Genomic DNA, 18,425 nt, shown 5'->3' with positions numbered 1-18,425 from the left:
ACACTCGATCAGGTGATGCCCACGCGATTGGATGCAAGGGCACCCCGGTTTCAACACCTTCTTCAAGCCTCCCCAATAAAAGCCAAAGCGGAGTACCACAGATGGCGTTCTTCACCGCAGCCAGCAAGGCCGACTTCCAGCATCAACTGCAAGCGGCACTGGCTCAGCACATCAGCGAACAGGCACTGCCACAAGTGGCGCTGTTCGCCGAGCAATTCTTCGGCATTATTTCCCTCGACGAACTCACCCAGCGGCGGCTTTCCGACCTGGCAGGCTGCACCTTGTCCGCATGGCGCCTGCTGGAGCGTTTCGAACATGCTCACCCGCAGGTCCGGGTCTACAACCCCGATTACGAGCGCCACGGCTGGCAATCGACTCACACTGCCGTTGAAGTGCTGCATCATGACCTGCCGTTTCTGGTCGACTCCGTCCGCACCGAGCTGAACCGCCGCGGCTACAGCATCCACACCCTGCAGACCACCGTGCTGAGCGTGCGTCGCGGCGCTGCTGGCGAATTGCTCGAGCTGCTGCCCAAAGGCACCGCCGGCGACGACGTGCTGCAGGAATCGCTGATGTACCTGGAGATCGACCGCTGCGCCAACGTCAGCGAGTTGAACGTGCTGGCGCGCGAGCTGGAGCAGGTGCTGGGCGAAGTACGCGCTGCCGTCGAAGATTTCGGGCCGATGAAAGCGCGTCTGCACGAGCTGCTGGCCAGTATCGATGCCAACGAGTCCAACACCGACGTCGAGGAAAAAGCCGAGATCAAGGTCTTCCTGCAATGGCTGGTGGACAACCACTTCACCTTCCTGGGCTACGAAGAGTTCGAAGTGCGTAACGACGCCGAAGGCGGCCAGTTGGTCTACGACGAGTCGTCCTTCCTGGGGCTGACCCGACTGCTGCGCCCTGGTCTGACCCGCGAAGAGCTGCACATCGAAGACTACGCGGTGAAATACCTGCAGGAACCGGTGCTGCTGTCGTTTGCCAAGGCGGCGCATCCAAGCCGCGTGCACCGTCCGGCGTACCCGGATTACGTTTCGATCCGGCAGATCGACGCGTCGGGCAAGGTCATCAAGGAATGTCGTTTCATGGGCCTGTACACCTCGTCGGTGTATGGCGAGAGCGTGCGACAGATTCCGTACATCCGTCGCAAGGTCGCCGAGGTCGAGCGTCGCTCCGGTTTCGACGCCAAGGCGCACCTGGGCAAGGAACTGGCGCAGGTGGTCGAAGTGCTGCCACGTGACGACCTGTTCCAGACGCCGGTGGACGAATTGTTCACCACGGTCATGTCCATCGTGCAGATTCAGGAGCGCAACAAGATTCGCGTGTTCCTGCGCAAGGATCCGTACGGGCGTTTCTGCTACTGCCTGGCCTATGTGCCACGCGACGTTTACTCCACCGAAGTGCGCCAGAAGATCCAGCAGGTCTTGATGGATCGCCTCAAGGCCAGCGATTGCGAGTTCTGGACGTTCTTCTCTGAATCGGTGCTGGCGCGGGTGCAGTTGATTCTGCGCGTAGACCCGAAGATCAATCTGGAGATCGACGTCGCCCAGCTGGAAAACGAAGTCATTCAGGCGTGCCGTTCGTGGAAGGACGACTACGCCAGTCTGGTGGTTGAAAGCTTCGGTGAAGCGCACGGCACCAATGTGCTGGCCGACTTCCCGAAAGGCTTCCCGGCTGGCTACCGCGAGCGTTTTGCGGCGCATTCGGCAGTCGTCGACATGCAGCACGTACTGAGCCTCAGCGAAGCCAATCCGCTGGTGATGAGCTTCTACCAGCCATTGGCCGGTGGCCGCCAGCAATTGCATTGCAAGCTGTATCACGCCGATACACCGCTGGCCCTGTCCGACGTGTTGCCGATTCTGGAAAACCTCGGCCTGCGGGTGCTGGGCGAGTTCCCGTACCGCCTGCATCATGCCAACGGTCGCGAGTTCTGGATTCATGATTTCGCCTTTACTTACGGCGAAGGTCTGAACCTCGATATCCAGCAGCTCAACGACACTCTGCAGGATGCGTTCGTGCACATCGTGCGCGGCGATGCCGAAAACGATGCGTTCAACCGTCTGGTACTCACCGCCGGCCTGCCGTGGCGCGACGTGGCACTGCTGCGTGCCTATGCGCGCTATCTGAAGCAGATTCGTCTGGGCTTTGACCTGGGTTACATCGCCACCACGCTGAACAACCACACCGACATCGCCCGCGAGCTGACGCGTCTGTTCAAGACCCGGTTCTATCTGGCGCGCAAGCTGGGTTCCGACGATCTTGACGACAAGCAGCTGCGTCTCGAACAGGCGATTCTGACTGCGCTGGACGACGTGCAGGTGCTCAACGAAGACCGCATCCTGCGTCGTTATCTGGACCTGATCAAGGCAACCCTGCGGACCAACTTCTATCAGGCCGATGCCAACGGGCAGAGCAAGGGCTACTTCAGCTTCAAGTTCAACCCGCGCCTGATTCCCGAGTTGCCCAAGCCGGTGCCCAAGTTTGAAATCTTCGTTTATTCGCCGCGTGTCGAAGGCGTGCATCTGCGCTTCGGCAACGTGGCGCGTGGCGGCCTGCGCTGGTCGGACCGCGAGGAAGACTTCCGTACGGAAGTGCTGGGCCTGGTAAAAGCCCAGCAGGTGAAGAACTCGGTCATTGTGCCGGTAGGTGCCAAGGGCGGCTTCGTGCCGCGTCGCCTGCCGACCACCGGCAACCGCGACGAAGTGCAGGCCGAGGCAATCGCCTGCTACCGCATTTTCATCTCCGGGCTGCTGGACATTACCGACAACCTCAAGGAAGGCACGCTGGTGCCGCCGGTCAACGTCGTGCGTCATGACGACGATGACCCGTATCTGGTGGTGGCCGCCGACAAGGGCACGGCGACGTTCTCCGACATCGCCAACGGCATTGCCATCGATTACGGCTTCTGGCTGGGTGACGCCTTTGCTTCCGGTGGTTCTGCCGGTTACGACCACAAGAAGATGGGCATCACCGCCAAGGGCGCCTGGGTGGGCGTGCAGCGTCACTTCCGTGAACGCGACATCAATGTGCAGCAGGACAGCATCAGCGTGATCGGTATCGGCGACATGGCCGGTGACGTGTTCGGCAACGGCCTGCTGATGTCTGACAAGCTGCAACTGGTCGCAGCGTTCAACCACCTGCACATCTTCATCGATCCGAATCCGGACCCGGCCAGCAGCTTTGCAGAGCGTCAGCGCCTGTTCAATCTACCGCGCTCGTCCTGGACCGACTACGACACCAGCATCATGTCCGCTGGCGGCGGGATCTTCCCGCGCAGCCTGAAGAGTATCGCCATCACCGAACAGATGAAGGCGCGCTTCGATATCAAGGCCGACAAGCTGACCCCGACCGAACTGCTGCATGCGCTGCTCAAGGCGCCGGTCGATCTGTTGTGGAACGGCGGTATCGGCACGTACGTGAAGTCCAGCGAAGAATCGCATGCCGATGTGGGCGACAAGGCCAACGATGCGCTGCGCGTCGACGGCAACGAGCTGCGCTGCAAGGTGGTGGGCGAGGGCGGCAACCTGGGCATGACCCAGCTGGGCCGTGTCGAGTTCGGCCTCAATGGCGGCGCGACCAACACCGACTTCATCGACAACGCGGGCGGTGTGGACTGCTCCGACCACGAAGTGAACATCAAGATCCTGCTCAACGAAGTGGTGCAGGCCGGTGACATGACCGAGAAGCAACGCAATCAGTTGCTCGAAAGCATGACCGATGAAGTAGGCCACCTGGTGCTGGGCAACAACTACAAGCAGACCCAGGCGTTGTCGCTGGCAGCCCGTCGCGCTTACGAGCGGATTGCCGAATACAAGCGTCTGATGAGTGACCTGGAGGCGCGTGGCAAGCTTGATCGTGCCATCGAATTCCTGCCTGCCGAAGAGCAGATTGCCGAGCGGATTGCAGCCAAGCAGGGCTTGAGTCGTGCCGAGCTGTCGGTGTTGATCTCGTACAGCAAGATCGACCTCAAGGAAGCGTTGCTGGAATCCCGTGTGCCGGATGACGACTATCTGGCGCGTGATATGGAAACCGCGTTCCCGCCTTCGCTGGGCGCCAGGTTTTCCACAGCCATGCGCGGCCATCGTCTGAAGCGCGAGATCGTCAGCACGCAGATCGCCAACGATCTGGTCAACCACATGGGCATCACCTTCGTGCAGCGGCTCAAAGAGTCGACCGGCATGAGCGCGGCTGCGGTGGCCGGTGCCTACGTGATCGTGCGTGACATCTTCCACCTGCCGCACTGGTTCCGTCAGATCGAGGCGCTGGACTACAAGGTTTCGGCGGAAATCCAGCTGGCGCTGATGGATGAGCTGATGCGTCTGGGGCGTCGTGCCACGCGCTGGTTCCTGCGCAGTCGTCGCAATGAACTGGACGCTGGCCGTGACGTGGCGCACTTCGGTCCGCACCTTGCTGCACTGGGCCTCAAGCTTGACGAGCTGCTGGAAGGGCCTACCCGCGAGATGTGGCAGACCCGTTATCAGGCGTATGTCGAAGCCGGTGTGCCGGAACTGCTGGCGCGCATGGTCGCCGGTACGACACATCTGTACACGCTGTTGCCGATCATCGAAGCCTCCGATGTGACCGGGCAGAACGCTGCCGATGTCGCCAAGGCGTACTTTGCCGTTGGCAGCGCGCTGGACATAACCTGGTACTTGCAACAGATCAGCAGCCTGCCGGTGGAAAACAACTGGCAGGCGCTGGCGCGTGAAGCGTTCCGTGACGATGTCGACTGGCAACAGCGGGCAATCACCGTGTCTGTTCTGCAGATGGCCGACGGTCCTTCGGAAATCGACGCGCGTCTGGCCCTGTGGCTGGAACAGCATGCTCTGATGGTCGAGCGCTGGCGTGCCATGCTGGTCGAACTCCGTGCGGCAAGCGGTACGGATTACGCGATGTACGCGGTTGCCAACCGCGAGCTGCTGGACCTGGCCATGAGCGGGCAGGGCATCACCGTGTAATCGGGCTGTAAAAGTTGTACCCATAAAAAACCCGCATCGAAAGATGCGGGTTTTTTTGTCTGCTCGACGCGTTCTGTAAGTCGATTACAGCGCCGACAGATGCTCGTAAAGAATCGTTGCACCGACCACGATCAGTACGATACCGCCAACGATTTCAGCGCGTTTGCCGACCATGGTGCCCAGTACCCGGCCCAGCATCACGCCGATGGTGACCATGACGGTAGTCGCCAGGCCGATGGCCAGGGCGGCAACCACGATATTGACGTCGACAAATGCCAGGCCTACGCCGACCGCCAGTGCATCGATACTGGTGGCGAATGCGGTGACGGCAAGAATCCAGAAAGAATGCTGCCCCGGCTTTTCCTGCTCTTCGTCATCGTCTTGCTTGATGCCGTTGTAGATCATGTGCAGGCCGAGCACCAGCAGCAGAGTGAAAGCGATCCAATGGTCCCAGCTCTCGGCGAAGCGCGCAGCCACCTGGCCGATACCCCAGCCTATGACTGGCGTGATGGTTTCGATGGCGCCGAATATGAGGCCCGTGCGCAATGCTTCGAGAAAGCGCGGTTTATGCAGGCTTGCTCCTTTACCAAGGGCCGCAGCAAAGGCGTCCGTGGACATGGCGAGCGCGAGAAAGAGGAGGGAAATCGGATTCACGGTTATATCCAGTCGGGCTATGAGTCAACGACGCAACCACACGCCCGACTTTAGGCATGGATGCATCGTTGGTCTCGCCAACCAGAAGGTGTTCGCACCACGGCATGCTGCCGAGAATGTTGATGCGAACGCTCTGTGACCGGAGTCAAGAGCAGGCTACTCCCCAACAAGGGCCGCCACTATAGCCATGTGAATGTGAAAAATATATGTACGTGTTCGATTGAGGGCAAAAAAAACCCCATCGCGAGGATGGGGTTCTTATGGTGCCTGCTTTCGTGCTTACACTTGAACGGCCGGGATGTTGGCGTTCGCAGCGGCTTCACGGAACTCGGCGATCTGATCGAAGCTCAGGTAGCGGTACACGTCCGCTGCCATGGTATCGATCTGGTTGGCGTAGCTCATGTACTCTTCGACCGTCGGCAGACGACCCAGAATAGACGCAACGGACGCCAGCTCGGCCGAGGCCAGATAGACGTTCGCGCCGTCACCCAGACGGTTCGGGAAGTTACGGGTCGACGTCGACACTACGGTCGAGTTCGGTTCCACGCGCGCCTGGTTACCCATGCACAGCGAGCAGCCCGGCATTTCCATGCGCGCGCCAGCCTTGCCGTAGATGCCGTAGTAGCCTTCTTCGGTCAGTTGGTGAGCATCCATCTTGGTCGGCGGCGACAGCCACAGACGCGTCGGCAGCTGGCCCTTGACCTGATCCAGCAACTTGCCCGCAGCGCGGAAGTGGCCGATGTTGGTCATGCAGGAGCCGATGAACACTTCGTCGATCTTCTCGCCCTGTACCGAAGACAGCAGGCGGGCATCGTCCGGGTCGTTCGGCGCGCAGAGCACAGGCTCCTTGACGTCGGCCAGATCGATTTCGATGATTTCGGCGTACTCGGCGTCCTTGTCGGCTTCCAGCAGCTCCGGGTTGGCAACCCAGGCTTCCATCGCCTGAGCACGACGCTCCAGAGTGCGCGGATCACCGTAACCCTGTTCGATCATCCAGCGCAGCAGGGTGATGTTCGAATTCAGGTATTCGATGATCGGCTCTTTGGCCAGCTTGATGGTGCAACCGGCAGCCGAACGCTCGGCAGAGGCGTCGGACAGCTCGAAAGCCTGTTCGATGCTCAGGTTGTCGAGGCCTTCGATCTCCAGGATGCGACCGGAGAATGCGTTCTTCTTGCCTTTCTTCTCTACGGTCAGCAGGCCAGCCTGAATCGCGTAGTAAGGAATGGCGTGAACCAGGTCGCGCAGGGTGATGCCAGGTTGCATCTTGCCCTTGAAGCGAACCAGGATCGATTCAGGCATGTCCAGCGGCATGACGCCCGTTGCAGCGGCGAACGCCACCAGGCCGGAACCGGCCGGGAAGGAGATACCGATCGGGAAGCGGGTGTGCGAGTCGCCACCGGTACCGACGGTGTCCGGCAGCAGCATGCGGTTCAGCCAGCTGTGGATGATGCCGTCGCCCGGACGCAGGGAAACGCCGCCGCGGGTCATGATGAAGTCAGGCAGCGTGTGGTGCGTCTTGACGTCGATAGGCTTCGGATAGGCTGCGGTGTGGCAGAACGACTGCATGACCAGGTCGGTCGAGAAGCCCAGGCACGCCAGGTCTTTCAGTTCGTCGCGGGTCATCGGGCCAGTGGTGTCCTGGGAGCCGACGGTGGTCATCTTCGGTTCGCAGTAGGTGCCCGGACGAACGCCCGCTACGCCGCATGCCTTGCCGACCATCTTCTGCGCCAGGGTGTAACCCTTGGTGCTTTCAGCTGGCTGGTCAGGGGTCTTGAACAGGTCGAACTCCGGCAGGCCCAGTTCGGCGCGCGCCTTGCTGGTCAGGCCGCGGCCGATGATCAGCGGAATACGGCCGCCAGCGCGGACTTCGTCGAGCAGCACCGGGGTCTTCATTTCGAAGGTGGTGATGACTTCGTCGCTGTCGTGCTTGCAGACCTTGCCAGCGTAGGGGTAGACGTCGATCACGTCACCCATGTTGATGTTCGAGACATCGAATTCGATTGGCAAAGCGCCAGCATCTTCCATGGTGTTGTAGAAGATCGGAGCAATTTTGCTGCCGAAGCAGAAACCGCCGGCACGCTTGTTCGGGACGTAAGGGACGTCGTCGCCGAAGAACCAGAGTACCGAGTTGGTTGCCGATTTACGCGAGGAACCGGTACCGACCACGTCACCGACGTAGGCAATCGGGAAGCCCTGACCGCGCATTTCTTCGATCTGCTTCATCGGGCCGATAGAGCCCTGGACGTCAGGGACGATCCCGTCACGGGCCATTTTCAGCATGGCCAGTGCGTGCAGCGGGATGTCTGGACGCGACCAGGCATCAGGGGCAGGGGACAGGTCGTCGGTGTTGGTTTCGCCGGTGACCTTGAAGACGCGCAGGCTGATCTTGTCGGCCAGCGTCGGACGCTTCTTGAACCACTCGCCGTCGGCCCAGGACTGCAGGACAGCCTTGGCGTGGGCATTGCCGTTCTTGGCTTTTTCGGCCACGTCGTGGAAGGCGTCGAACATCAGCAGGGTGTGTTTGAGTTGTTCGGCAGCGACTGGCGCGAGGGTGGCGTCGTCGAGCAGTTCAACCAGGGTGACGATGTTGTAGCCACCTTGCATGGTGCCGAGCAGTTCGGTAGCGCGTTTTTTGTCGATCAGGGGAGAAGTGGCTTCGCCCTTGGCCAGGGCAGACAGGAAACCGGCCTTGACGTAGGCAGCTTCGTCAACGCCTGGCGGAACGCGATTGGTGATCAGGTCGACAAGGAAAGCTTCTTCGCCAGCCGGGGGATTCTTCAGCAGCTCGACCAGGCCTGCAGTTTGTTCGGCGTTAAGCGGCTGGGGCACGATGCCCTGGGCGGCACGCTCTTCGATATGTTTACGGTAGGCTTCAAGCACAGTATTAACCCTCATCAGTGGTCCCAAATGGGTGTCCGGGACGCTCATCCAGAAACCGCCCGTACCCACGCAAGGCTTATTGAGCCTTGTTGGCAGGGTAGCGGTGATTCCTAACAGAAGCTGTTTTCAAAGTTTTACGCCTGCAGGGCGGGGGGAGTGGCGGTCGACACGGCCATTCGTGATGAGGGAATGGCCTGTCGACGCCGCACTGCGGGATTAACTTGACTGTGCTCGTGACGCTTTGAAAACAGCTTCCAACGGACATTGGCGCCTTAAAAGGCTCGCTGATTCTACGCCAAAACTTTGCCGAAGGTAAGTTAGCCCCTACATCTTCGGGGGTGAACTTGCTTAGACAAAGGGCTAACATGAGCCCCTGTTTCGCCTTCCCCAGTCCTGCCTGACATGCCCGATTACATTATCAAAACCCCCTGCGTCGGCCTTTGCTCCACTGTTTACGGGGATCTGGTGTGCCGTGGCTGCAAGCGCTTCCACCACGAGGTCATCCACTGGAACGGCTATAACGAGGATGAAAAAAGAGCGGTCTGGCTGCGTCTGGAGCAACTGCTGGTCCAGGTGATGACTGCCAAGCTCGAAGTCTTCGATGCCGACAAGCTGCGTGCGCAGCTGACCCAGCGCAAGATCCGCTTTGTGCCACACCAGTCCGAATACTGCTGGGCTTACCAGTTGATCGCCCGTGGCGCACGGGTCATCAGCCAGGTCGAGGCCTACGGTTTCGTGTTGTTGCCGGAGTTTCGCGACTGGACGCTGCCGGAACTGCGCGATGCCATCGACCGCGAGTTTTTCCTGCTCTCCGAGGCGCACTATCAGCGCTATATCGCGCCGGGCTTTCTGCGCGACGCATTCGGCGCCTGACAAAACCGGCATGCTTTTGTGTCGCGAGGTACCGTGGCTCCTCGTATAATGCGCGGCCGTGCCTCTCCGTCATTCTGTGAGCCTATGTACCCGATCCCTGAAATCGAAGCCTTTCTGCTTTGCCGCACCCCCGACAGCTGGGTCCAGGCCGCGCTGCGCAATCTGGACATCCTGCTGATCGACCATGCGAACAACGAGAAGAAGGCCGCCGGGGCTGCGTTCCAGTTCATGTTTCAGTACAACGACAAGTTCGACCTGTTGAGCAAGATGTCGCGTCTGGCCCGGGAAGAGCTGCGCCACTTCGAGCAAGTCATCAGCATTATCAGAAAGCGCCAGATCCCCATGGCCAACATCAGCTCGGCCCGTTATGCCGGAGCGCTGCGCAAGCTGGTGCGTAATCACAACCCCTACCGGCTGACCGATGCGCTGATCGTCGGTGCCATCGTCGAGGCTCGTTCCTGTGAGCGATTCGCCGCGCTGGTGCCGCATCTTGACGAAGAGCTGGCCAAATTCTATGGCGGTCTGCTGAAGTCCGAAGCGCGGCACTTTCAGGACTACCTCAAGCTGGCTTACAGCTATGGCGACAAGGCTGATGTCGATGCCAAGATCGAGGAGATCCGTCTGGCCGAGCGTGAGCTGATCGAAAGTCCTGACGAAGAGTTCCGCTTTCACAGTGGCGTCCCTGTCGCCGCCTGATTCCTCTCGCACGTCCGCCCCCCAAAACGACCGCCTTGCCAGCGGTCGTTTTTTTATGGGGATTTAGTAAGCACGCTAATAAATGCTTTGACAACGGCTGCCTAGGCAGTAATATTTTGCAATCACTGCCTAGGCAGCTATCTGGGTCAATCCGTGAAACATTTCAGCCCCGACAATTTCGAATCCAGCCTCATCGGGCTGCTGGTCGGTCGTACCAATGCGCTCAAAGACCGCATGCTCGACAAGTACCTGCTGCCCTATGACGTGACGTTCGCGCAGTTCAAGGTGCTGATCATCATTGCCCAGTTTTCTACCGATACCCCCGTGGAATTGTGTCGGCACCTGTCACTGGACAGCGGTTCGATGACCCGCATGCTCGATCGTCTGGAACAGAAAGGGCTGGTGGTGCGCAAGCGCTCCGCGACCGATCGTCGTCAGGTGCGTCTGGCGCTGACCGAGCAGGGACAGGCGCTTTCCGATCTGTTGCCGCAGATTGGCGCCGACGCGATGAATGACACGTTCGCCGCGCTCGACAGTGAAGAGGTCGAGAGCCTGAAAAGAATTCTCACCAAGGTGCTGGTGGCTGCCGATGACCACATCACCCTGACTCGTTTGAGCTTCAACCCCAAAGCTAAAAGCTGAGCAGCCGACGTGTTGGCAGGCGTGAGCCTGATCGCCGTCGTTCCGTCGCTTCGCTGATTAAAGGTAACTGCCATGGCCACTGCTGCCGCTGAAAACACATCTGCCCAGGCTCCTCAACAGGAGCCGAAGTCTGGCAAGCGCAAGTTCCTGCTGATCGGGCTTGCCATTGTCGTGGTGATCCTCGCACTGGGCATCTGGGCCTGGTACGAGATCTACGGCCAATGGAGCGAAGAGACCGACGACGCCTATGTCAATGGCAACGTGGTCGAAATCACCCCGCTGGTCACCGGAACCGTCATCAGTATTGGTGCCGACGATGGTGATCTGGTGCACGAAGGGCAGGTCCTGCTCAAGTTTGACCCGAGCGATGCCGAAGTCTCGCTGCAGAGCGCCGAGGCCAATCTGGGCAAGGTTGTGCGCCAGGTGCGCGGCCTTTACAGCAACGTCGATGGCATGAAAGCGCAACTGGCCGCGCAGCGTGCTGCGGTGCAGACCGCTCAGGACAACTATAACCGTCGTCGCAGCCTCGCAGCCGGCGGGGCGATTTCCCAGGAAGAGCTGTCGCACGCAAGAGACAGCCTGACCAGCGCGCAGAGCGCCCTGAACAATATTCAGCAGCAACTCAGCACCAGCGTGGCGTTGGTCGATGACACCGTGGTGTCCTCGCACCCGGACGTCAAGGCTGCGGCCGCACAGTTGCGTCAGGCCTACCTGGCCAATGCACGTTCGACGCTGGTGGCACCGGTCACCGGCTACGTCGCCAAGCGCACCGTGCAACTGGGGCAACGCATTCAGCCGGGCACTGCAACCATGGCGGTCATTCCGCTGGATCAGTTGTGGATCGATGCCAACTTCAAGGAAACCCAACTGGGCAAGATGCGCATCGGTCAGCCAGTGGAGATCAGCTCCGACCTGTATGGCAGCGATGTGAAGTACAGCGGCACCATCGACAGCCTGGGGGCCGGTACCGGCAGTGCCTTTGCGTTGTTGCCTGCGCAGAATGCCACTGGCAACTGGATCAAGATTGTCCAGCGTGTGCCGGTGCGGGTGCACATCAACCCTGAAGAACTGGCGAAGTCCCCGTTGCGTATCGGCCTGTCGACCACGGTTGAAGTCAATCTGCATGACCAGAGCGGTCCGGTCCTGGCGCAACAGCCGCGCAAACAGGCGGCCTTCAGCACTCAGGTGTACACCGAGCAACTGGCTGACGCCGACGCGCTGATCGCCCGCCTGATTCACGAGAACAGTGCGCCCGGTGGCAAGACTGCCGTTCAGCGCTGAACCGCCAATCCGTGAGCCCCGGCCTGCTGGCCGGGGTGTCGCATTCGTCTTCAGGGATTCGCGATGAGCAACAACGCCCCCGCTTCTTTTACCCCGCCAAGCCTGTTGCTGTGCACCATCGGTCTGTCGCTGGCGACCTTCATGCAGGTGCTCGATACCACGATTGCCAACGTGGCGCTGCCGACCATCGCCGGCAATCTGGGTGTCAGCTCGGAGCAGAGCACCTGGGTGATCACCTCGTTTGCGGTCAGCAACGCGATTGCCTTGCCGCTGACCGGCTGGCTCAGTCGCCGCTTCGGTGAGGTCAAGCTGTTCCTGTGGGCCACCATTCTGTTCGTGATGGCTTCGTTTCTGTGCGGTATTTCCCAGTCCATGCCGGAACTGGTGGGCTTTCGCGCGCTGCAGGGCATGGTCGCCGGTCCGCTGTATCCGATGAGTCAGACCCTGCTGATTGCGGTGTACCCACCCGCCAAAAGAGGCATGGCCCTGGCATTGCTGGCGATGGTGACGGTGGTGGCGCCCATTGCCGGTCCGATCCTCGGTGGCTGGATCACCGACAGCTATAGCTGGCCCTGGATCTTCTTCATCAACATTCCCATCGGCTTGTTCGCCGTGCTGGTGGTGCGTACCCAGATGGCCAAAAGGCCGGTCACGACTGCTCGTCAGCCGTTGGACTATATTGGCCTGATAGCGCTGATCGTCGGTGTGGGCGCGCTGCAGATAGTGCTCGACAAGGGTAATGATCTGGATTGGTTCGAGTCGAACTTCATCATCTTTGGCTCGCTGATTTCGCTGGTCGCGTTGACCTTCTTCGTGATCTGGGAAATGACCGACAAGCATCCGATCGTCAACCTGCGCCTGTTTGCCTACCGCAATTTCCGCATCGGCACACTGGTCATGATCGGCGGCTATTCCGGCTTCTTCGGCATCAACCTGATATTGCCGCAGTGGTTGCAGACCCAGATGGGCTACACCGCCACCTGGGCTGGGCTGGCCGTCGCGCCGATTGGCATCCTGCCGGTACTGATGTCGCCCTTTGTCGGCAAGTACGCGCACAAATTCGATCTGCGTCTATTGGCCGGGCTGGCATTCCTGGCGATGGGGTTGAGTTGCTTCATGCGTGCAGGCTTCAACACCGACGTGGATTTCGAGCATGTGGCGATGGTGCAGTTGTTCATGGGCATTGGCGTGGCACTGTTCTTCATGCCGACTCTGAGTATTCTGCTGTCTGACCTGCCGCCCAATCAGATCGCCGATGGTTCAGGGCTGGCAACCTTTCTGCGCACCCTGGGCGGCAGCTTCGCAGCCTCGCTCACCACTTGGATCTGGATTCGCCGCGCCAACCAGCATCATGCCTACCTGAGTGAAAACATCAGCACCTTCGACCCAGCCACCCGCCACGCCCTGGACAGCCTGGGCGGCGCCAGCCCGCAGGCCTACGCGCAACTGGAGCAGACCCTCAACGCCCAGGCCTACATGATGTCCACCGTGGATTACTTCTACCTGCTGGGCTGGATATTCGCAGGACTGATCCTGCTCGTCTGGCTGGCCAAACCTCCATTCGCCGCCAAGGCCGGGCCTGCGGCAGGGGGCGGGCACTAGTTTCTTATGCGCCTATCTGAACCGTGCCTTTGGCCAAACTGCTCTAAAGTGCTTTTTCAATCGCGATGGCACAGACGACGCAGAGTGCGACGTTAGTGACAGTGCAAAGGAACCCGACGAAGTCGGGCCGGAAACAGGAGCGGGGACTTTGCTCACTTTGGTCCCTCAAATTGAGTCGCCGAAGGGCTAAAAGGTGACCTGAGCCGAACGGCAATCCGCCTGAAGGCGCAGAGCCGCTGTGCTCTCAGCCGTTACCGCGCAATCAATTCAACAGCGCAGTCGTTTCAGGCACAAAGTCGAACGGGTTCAGGCTGAAACCCTGATCATCCACCTGCAACACCCAGCCCTGACGATCCCAGTCACCCAGCACAATGCGCCTGGCCGCCTGATCGCCAATCTGCAACTTATGAATCGCCGGACGATGAGTGTGACCGTGGACCAACGTACGCACGCCGAACTGCTGCATGATCCGCGGCACCTCGTCCGGCGTCACATCGACAATATCGTTGGCCTTCATACGGGTTTGCGCACGGCTCTCATTACGCAACTTGCGCGCCAGCTTATGGCGGGTGCCCAGCGGCAAATGGCGCAGAATGAAAAGCGTCAGCGGATGGCGCAGATAGCGACGCATCCGGATATAACCTTCATCGCGGGTGCACAGACTGTCGCCGTGCATCAGCAGCACCGGCTCACCGTTCAACTGCACGACGCTCGGGTCACTCAGCAGTGTGCAGCCTGCTGCCTTGCAGAAACCCTTGCCGAGCATGAAATCACGGTTGCCGTGCATCAGAAAAATTCGTGTGCCGCTGTCGCTCAACTCGCGCAGGGCCTTGCAGATCGAAAGCTGGAACGGCGACATCGCGTCGTCACCGATCCAGACTTCAAAAAAATCCCCGAGGATATACAGCGACTCGGCGTCGCGAGCGCGTCCTGCGAGCAGATCCAGAAACGCCCGGGTAATGTCCGGGCGCTCCTGTTCAAGGTGCAGATCGGAGATCAGCAGTATCACTCAACGATCTCGGCTTTCTCGATGATCACGTCTTCTACCGGGACGTCCTGATGGCCGGCCTTGCTGGAAGTTGCCACGCCTTTGATCTTGTCGACGACATCAGTGCCTTCGATCACTTCACCGAATACAGCGTAACCCCAGCCTTGAACGGTCTTGGCGCTGTGGTTCAGGAAGGCGTTGTCAGCGACGTTGATGAAGAACTGCGCAGAGGCCGAATGCGGCTCCATGGTGCGGGCCATGGCGACGCTGTACTTCTTGTTCGGCAGACCGTTGTCGGCTTCGTTCTGGATGCTCGGGCGCTTGTCTTTCTTTTCTTTCATGCCAGGCTCGAAACCGCCGCCCTGAACCATGAAGTTGCCGATCACACGGTGGAAAACCGTGTTTTCGTAATGACCGGCTTTAACGTATTCGATGAAGTTGGCAACGGTCAGCGGCGCCTTTTCTTCGTTCAGTTGCAGCACGATGTCGCCGTGGTTGGTAGTCAGCTTTACATTAGGCATTTGGGAAGTCGCTCTCTAGTCATGCATGAATGGGCAGATTATGACCCTGACGCGCAGTTTACAGACGAGGTTACATTTTTCAGCGCTTTTGCAGCTTTTATGCCTTCAAATACGCAGTCTGTTGTCAGGGACTTGACAGCTTCGGCTATGATAAGCGCTTTGATTTAGTCGGCCTACCCTGGCCGCGCACGTATGTCCAAGGATCCTATGAGCAAGCCCACTCCAGAACCCGCTGCCCATTCAAAGGCAGGTCCAGCCGTACCGACCAATTTCCTGCGTCCTATCGTGCAGGCAGACCTGGACTCGGGCAAGCACAGCAAAATCGTGACCCGCTTTCCGCCGGAGCCCAACGGCTACCTGCACATCGGTCACGCCAAGTCGATCTGCGTGAACTTCGGTCTGGCCAAGGAGTTCGGTGGCGATACGCACCTGCGTTTCGATGACACCAACCCGGCCAAGGAAGACCAGGAATACATCGACGCCATCATGAGTGACGTCAAGTGGCTGGGCTTCGAATGGGCGGGCGAAGTGCGCTACGCCTCGCAGTATTTCGACCAGTTGCACGACTGGGCGGTCGAGCTGATCAAGGCGGGCAAGGCTTACGTTGACGATCTGACCCCCGAACAGGCGCGCGAATATCGCGGCACCCTGACCGAGCCGGGCAAGAACAGTCCGTTCCGCGAGCGCGGCGTCGAGGAAAACCTCGACCTGTTCGCGCGCATGAAAGCCGGCGAGTTCGAGGATGGCGCTCGTGTACTGCGCGCCAAAATCGACATGGCCTCGCCGAACATGAACCTGCGTGACCCGATCATCTACCGCATTCGTCATGCGCATCACCATCAGACCGGCGACAAGTGGTGCATCTACCCGATCTATGACTTCACCCACGGTCAGTCGGATGCCCTCGAAGGCATCACCCACTCGATCTGCACCCTGGAGTTCGAAAGCCATCGTCCGCTGTACGACTGGTTCCTCGACAACCTGCCGGTGCCGTGCAAGCCGCGCCAGTATGAGTTCTCGCGCCTGAACCTGAACTACACCATCACCAGCAAGCGCAAGCTCAAGCAACTGGTTGACGAGAAACACGTCAGTGGCTGGGATGACCCGCGTATGTCGACGCTGTCGGGCTTCCGTCGTCGTGGCTACACGCCGAAATCGATTCGCAATTTCTGCGAAATGATCGGCACCAACCGCTCTGACGGCGTGGTCGATTTCGGCATGCTCGAATTCAGCATCCGCGACGACCTGGACCACAGCGCGCCGCGCGCCATGTGCGTGCTGCGCCCGCTGAAAGTGGTTATCACCAACTACCCGGAAGGTCAGGTCGAGAAGCTGGAACTGCCGCGCCACCCGAAAGAGGACCTGGGCATGCGCGAGCTGCCGTTCTCGCGGGAGCTGTACATCGACCGCGACGATTACATGGAAGAGCCGCCGAAGGGCTACAAGCGTCTTGAGCCCAATGGCGAAGTGCGTTTGCGTGGCAGCTATGTGATCCGCGCCGATGAAGCGATCAAGGATGCCGACGGCAACATCGTCGAGCTGCGTTGCTCCTACGATCCGGACACTCTGGGCAAGAACCCTGAGGGCCGCAAGGTCAAGGGCGTCGTGCACTGGGTGCCGGCAGCCGAGAGCGTAGAGTGCGAAGTGCGTCTGTACGATCGTCTGTTCCGTTCGCCAAACCCTGAAAAAGCCGAAGAGGGCGCAAGCTTTCTGGACAATATCAACCCGGACTCCCTGCAAGTACTGACCGGTTGTCGCGCCGAGCCCTCGTTGGGCCAAGCGCAACCGGAAGACCGTTTCCAGTTCGAACGCGAAGGTTATTTCTGCGCGGACATCAAGGACTCCAAACCTGGTCGACCTGTCTTCAACCGCACCGTGACATTGCGGGATTCCTGGACCTGATGCTGTACGTTTGAGGGGGAGCACGTGCTTTCTATCTACAACACGCTCACCAAGAGCAAAGAAGTTTTCAAGCCGCTGGATGGCAACAAGGTGCGCATGTACGTCTGCGGGATGACCGTGTACGACTACTGCCACCTGGGCCATGGCCGCAGCATGGTTGCGTTCGATCTGGTGACGCGCTGGTTGCGCTTCAGCGGTTATGAACTGACCTATGTGCGCAACATCACCGATATCGACGACAAGATCATCAACCGGGCGCGGGAAAACGGTGAGTCGTTCGACGCACTGACCGCGCGCATGATCGGTGCCATGCACGAGGACGAGGCGCGCCTCAACATCCTCAAGCCAGACATGGAACCGCGTGCCACCGATCATATCCCCGGCATGCACGCCATGATCCAGACCCTGATCGACAAGGGCTATGCCTACGCGCCGGGTAACGGCGATGTGTATTACCGGGTCGGCAAGTTTCAGGGTTACGGCAAGCTGTCACGCAAGAAGATCGAAGACTTGCGCATCGGCGCGCGCATCGAAGTGGACGAGTCCAAGGAGGATCCGCTGGACTTCGTGCTCTGGAAAGGTGTCAAGCCGGGCGAGCCGAGCTGGGAATCGCCCTGGGGTGCAGGACGTCCCGGCTGGCATATCGAGTGCTCGGTGATGTCGACCTGCTGCCTGGGCGAGACCTTCGATATTCATGGCGGCGGCAGCGACCTCGAGTTTCCGCACCATGAAAACGAAATCGCCCAGAGCGAAGCGGCCACCGGCAAGACCTACGCCAATGCCTGGTTACACTGCGGCATGATTCGCATCAATGGCGAGAAGATGTCCAAGTCCTTGAACAACTTCTTCACCATCCGAGACGTGCTGGAGAAATACCACCCGGAAGTGGTGCGTTACCTGCTGGTGTCGAGCCACTACCGCAGCGCGATCAACTATTCCGAAGACAGCCTGCGTGAGTCGAAGGCGGCACTTGAACGTTTCTATCACGCGCTCAAGGGCCTGCCGCTCGCCGAGCCTGCGGGTGGCGAGGCGTTCGTCGAGCGTTTCAGCGCGGCGATGAACGATGACTTCGGTACGCCTGAAGCGTGCGCGGTGCTGTTCGAGATGGTTCGCGAGATCAATCGTCTGCGTGAGTCCGATGTCGCAGCGGCGGCGGGTCTGGCGGCGCGCTTGAAGCAACTGGCCAGCGTGCTGGGTGTCCTGCAACTCGAAGCCGACGACTTTTTGCGCGCTGGCGCGGAAGGGCGGGTTAATGCGGCTGAAGTGGAGGCGCTGATTCAGGCGCGTCTGGCTGCGCGTGCCGCGAAAGACTGGGCCGAGTCCGACCGTATCCGCGACCAGATCACCGCCATGGGTGTGCTTCTGGAAGACGGCAAGGGCGGCACCACCTGGCGTCTGGCGGACTGATCAAGTAAGGCGGCTGGGTGA

The 18,425-nt window shown here is 59.8% G+C and carries 12 protein-coding genes and 1 riboswitch; of the genes, 8 read left to right on the top strand and 4 right to left on the bottom strand.

All coding sequences use genetic code 11. The features are described 5' to 3' along the window. Positions 1–101 precede the first annotated feature (101 nt). Positions 102–4,958 (top strand): NAD-glutamate dehydrogenase, encoded by a 4,857-nt coding sequence (locus LCH65_RS20070; protein WP_226439741.1) that lies wholly within the window; start codon positions 102–104, stop codon positions 4,956–4,958. Positions 4,959–5,042: 84 nt separating this feature from the next. On the opposite strand, the gene mntP is transcribed toward LCH65_RS20070, so the two are convergent. Together mntP and acnB are read right to left on the bottom strand one after the other, a co-directional pair. Then, positions 5,043–5,612, bottom strand: a complete 570-nt coding sequence (mntP, locus tag LCH65_RS20065; protein WP_004414091.1) for a manganese efflux pump MntP — start codon at positions 5,610–5,612, stop codon at positions 5,043–5,045. 7 nt (positions 5,613–5,619) lie between these two features. Beyond that, positions 5,620–5,784: riboswitch (yybP-ykoY riboswitch) on the bottom strand. Between the two features lie 107 nt (positions 5,785–5,891). After that, on the bottom strand, positions 5,892–8,492 hold the full coding sequence (gene acnB / locus LCH65_RS20060) for a bifunctional aconitate hydratase 2/2-methylisocitrate dehydratase (RefSeq protein WP_072364424.1): 2,601 nt from the start codon (positions 8,490–8,492) through the stop codon (positions 5,892–5,894). Between the two features lie 402 nt (positions 8,493–8,894). Here acnB and LCH65_RS20055 point away from each other — a divergent pair, with 402 nt between their 5' ends. From LCH65_RS20055 to LCH65_RS20035, 5 genes are all read left to right on the top strand, one after another. Next, the gene (locus tag LCH65_RS20055; RefSeq protein ID WP_002554470.1) at positions 8,895–9,365 is read left to right on the top strand and encodes a DUF1289 domain-containing protein; all 471 of its coding nucleotides are present in this window, start codon (positions 8,895–8,897) and stop codon (positions 9,363–9,365) included. A gap of 84 nt (positions 9,366–9,449) precedes the next feature. Beyond that, positions 9,450–10,061: a tRNA isopentenyl-2-thiomethyl-A-37 hydroxylase MiaE gene (miaE, locus tag LCH65_RS20050; RefSeq protein WP_003368536.1), complete on the top strand. Its 612-nt coding sequence runs from the start codon at positions 9,450–9,452 to the stop codon at positions 10,059–10,061. A 153-nt stretch (positions 10,062–10,214) separates the two neighbouring features. Further along, entirely contained in the window at positions 10,215–10,703 is a 489-nt protein-coding gene (locus LCH65_RS20045; protein WP_003368537.1) for a MarR family transcriptional regulator, read from the top strand. 72 nt (positions 10,704–10,775) lie between these two features. Next, positions 10,776–11,984, top strand: coding sequence for an HlyD family efflux transporter periplasmic adaptor subunit (locus tag LCH65_RS20040; RefSeq protein ID WP_004414082.1), 1,209 nt, complete (start codon positions 10,776–10,778; stop codon positions 11,982–11,984). Between the two features lie 42 nt (positions 11,985–12,026). Next, on the top strand, positions 12,027–13,586 hold the full coding sequence (locus tag LCH65_RS20035; RefSeq protein ID WP_223272521.1) for a DHA2 family efflux MFS transporter permease subunit: 1,560 nt from the start codon (positions 12,027–12,029) through the stop codon (positions 13,584–13,586). 262 nt (positions 13,587–13,848) lie between these two features. On the opposite strand, the gene lpxH is transcribed toward LCH65_RS20035, so the two are convergent. Together lpxH and LCH65_RS20025 are read right to left on the bottom strand one after the other, a co-directional pair. Beyond that, on the bottom strand, positions 13,849–14,595 hold the full coding sequence (lpxH, locus tag LCH65_RS20030) for a UDP-2,3-diacylglucosamine diphosphatase (RefSeq protein WP_058396639.1): 747 nt from the start codon (positions 14,593–14,595) through the stop codon (positions 13,849–13,851). Next, on the bottom strand, positions 14,592–15,095 hold the full coding sequence (locus LCH65_RS20025; RefSeq protein WP_003404493.1) for a peptidylprolyl isomerase: 504 nt from the start codon (positions 15,093–15,095) through the stop codon (positions 14,592–14,594). The genes lpxH and LCH65_RS20025 overlap by 4 nt, the downstream gene beginning before the upstream one ends. Positions 15,096–15,302: 207 nt before the next feature. Here LCH65_RS20025 and LCH65_RS20020 point away from each other — a divergent pair, with 207 nt between their 5' ends. Continuing rightward, positions 15,303–16,997, top strand: coding sequence for a glutamine--tRNA ligase/YqeY domain fusion protein (locus LCH65_RS20020; RefSeq protein ID WP_004414076.1), 1,695 nt, complete (start codon positions 15,303–15,305; stop codon positions 16,995–16,997). A gap of 24 nt (positions 16,998–17,021) precedes the next feature. Then, on the top strand, positions 17,022–18,404 hold the full coding sequence (cysS, locus tag LCH65_RS20015; RefSeq protein WP_003368543.1) for a cysteine--tRNA ligase: 1,383 nt from the start codon (positions 17,022–17,024) through the stop codon (positions 18,402–18,404). The last annotated feature ends 21 nt before the right edge of the window (positions 18,405–18,425 follow it).

It is taken from the genome of Pseudomonas sp. MWU16-30316, assembly GCF_020515645.1.
Classification (GTDB): Bacteria; Pseudomonadota; Gammaproteobacteria; order Pseudomonadales; family Pseudomonadaceae; genus Aquipseudomonas; species Aquipseudomonas cerasi.
Note: the sequence above shows the minus strand (reverse complement) of the source record. Positions and strands in the feature narration are given on the sequence as shown.

Coding starts and splice junctions, on each gene's coding strand:
- LCH65_RS20055 (WP_002554470.1), top strand. CDS start 8,895: ATGCCCGATTACATTATCAAAACCCCCTGCGTCGGCCTTTGCTCCACT.
- LCH65_RS20070 (WP_226439741.1), top strand. CDS start 102: ATGGCGTTCTTCACCGCAGCCAGCAAGGCCGACTTCCAGCATCAACTG.
- miaE (WP_003368536.1), top strand. CDS start 9,450: ATGTACCCGATCCCTGAAATCGAAGCCTTTCTGCTTTGCCGCACCCCC.
- LCH65_RS20025 (WP_003404493.1), bottom strand. CDS start 15,095: ATGCCTAATGTAAAGCTGACTACCAACCACGGCGACATCGTGCTGCAA.
- LCH65_RS20040 (WP_004414082.1), top strand. CDS start 10,776: ATGGCCACTGCTGCCGCTGAAAACACATCTGCCCAGGCTCCTCAACAG.
- LCH65_RS20020 (WP_004414076.1), top strand. CDS start 15,303: ATGAGCAAGCCCACTCCAGAACCCGCTGCCCATTCAAAGGCAGGTCCA.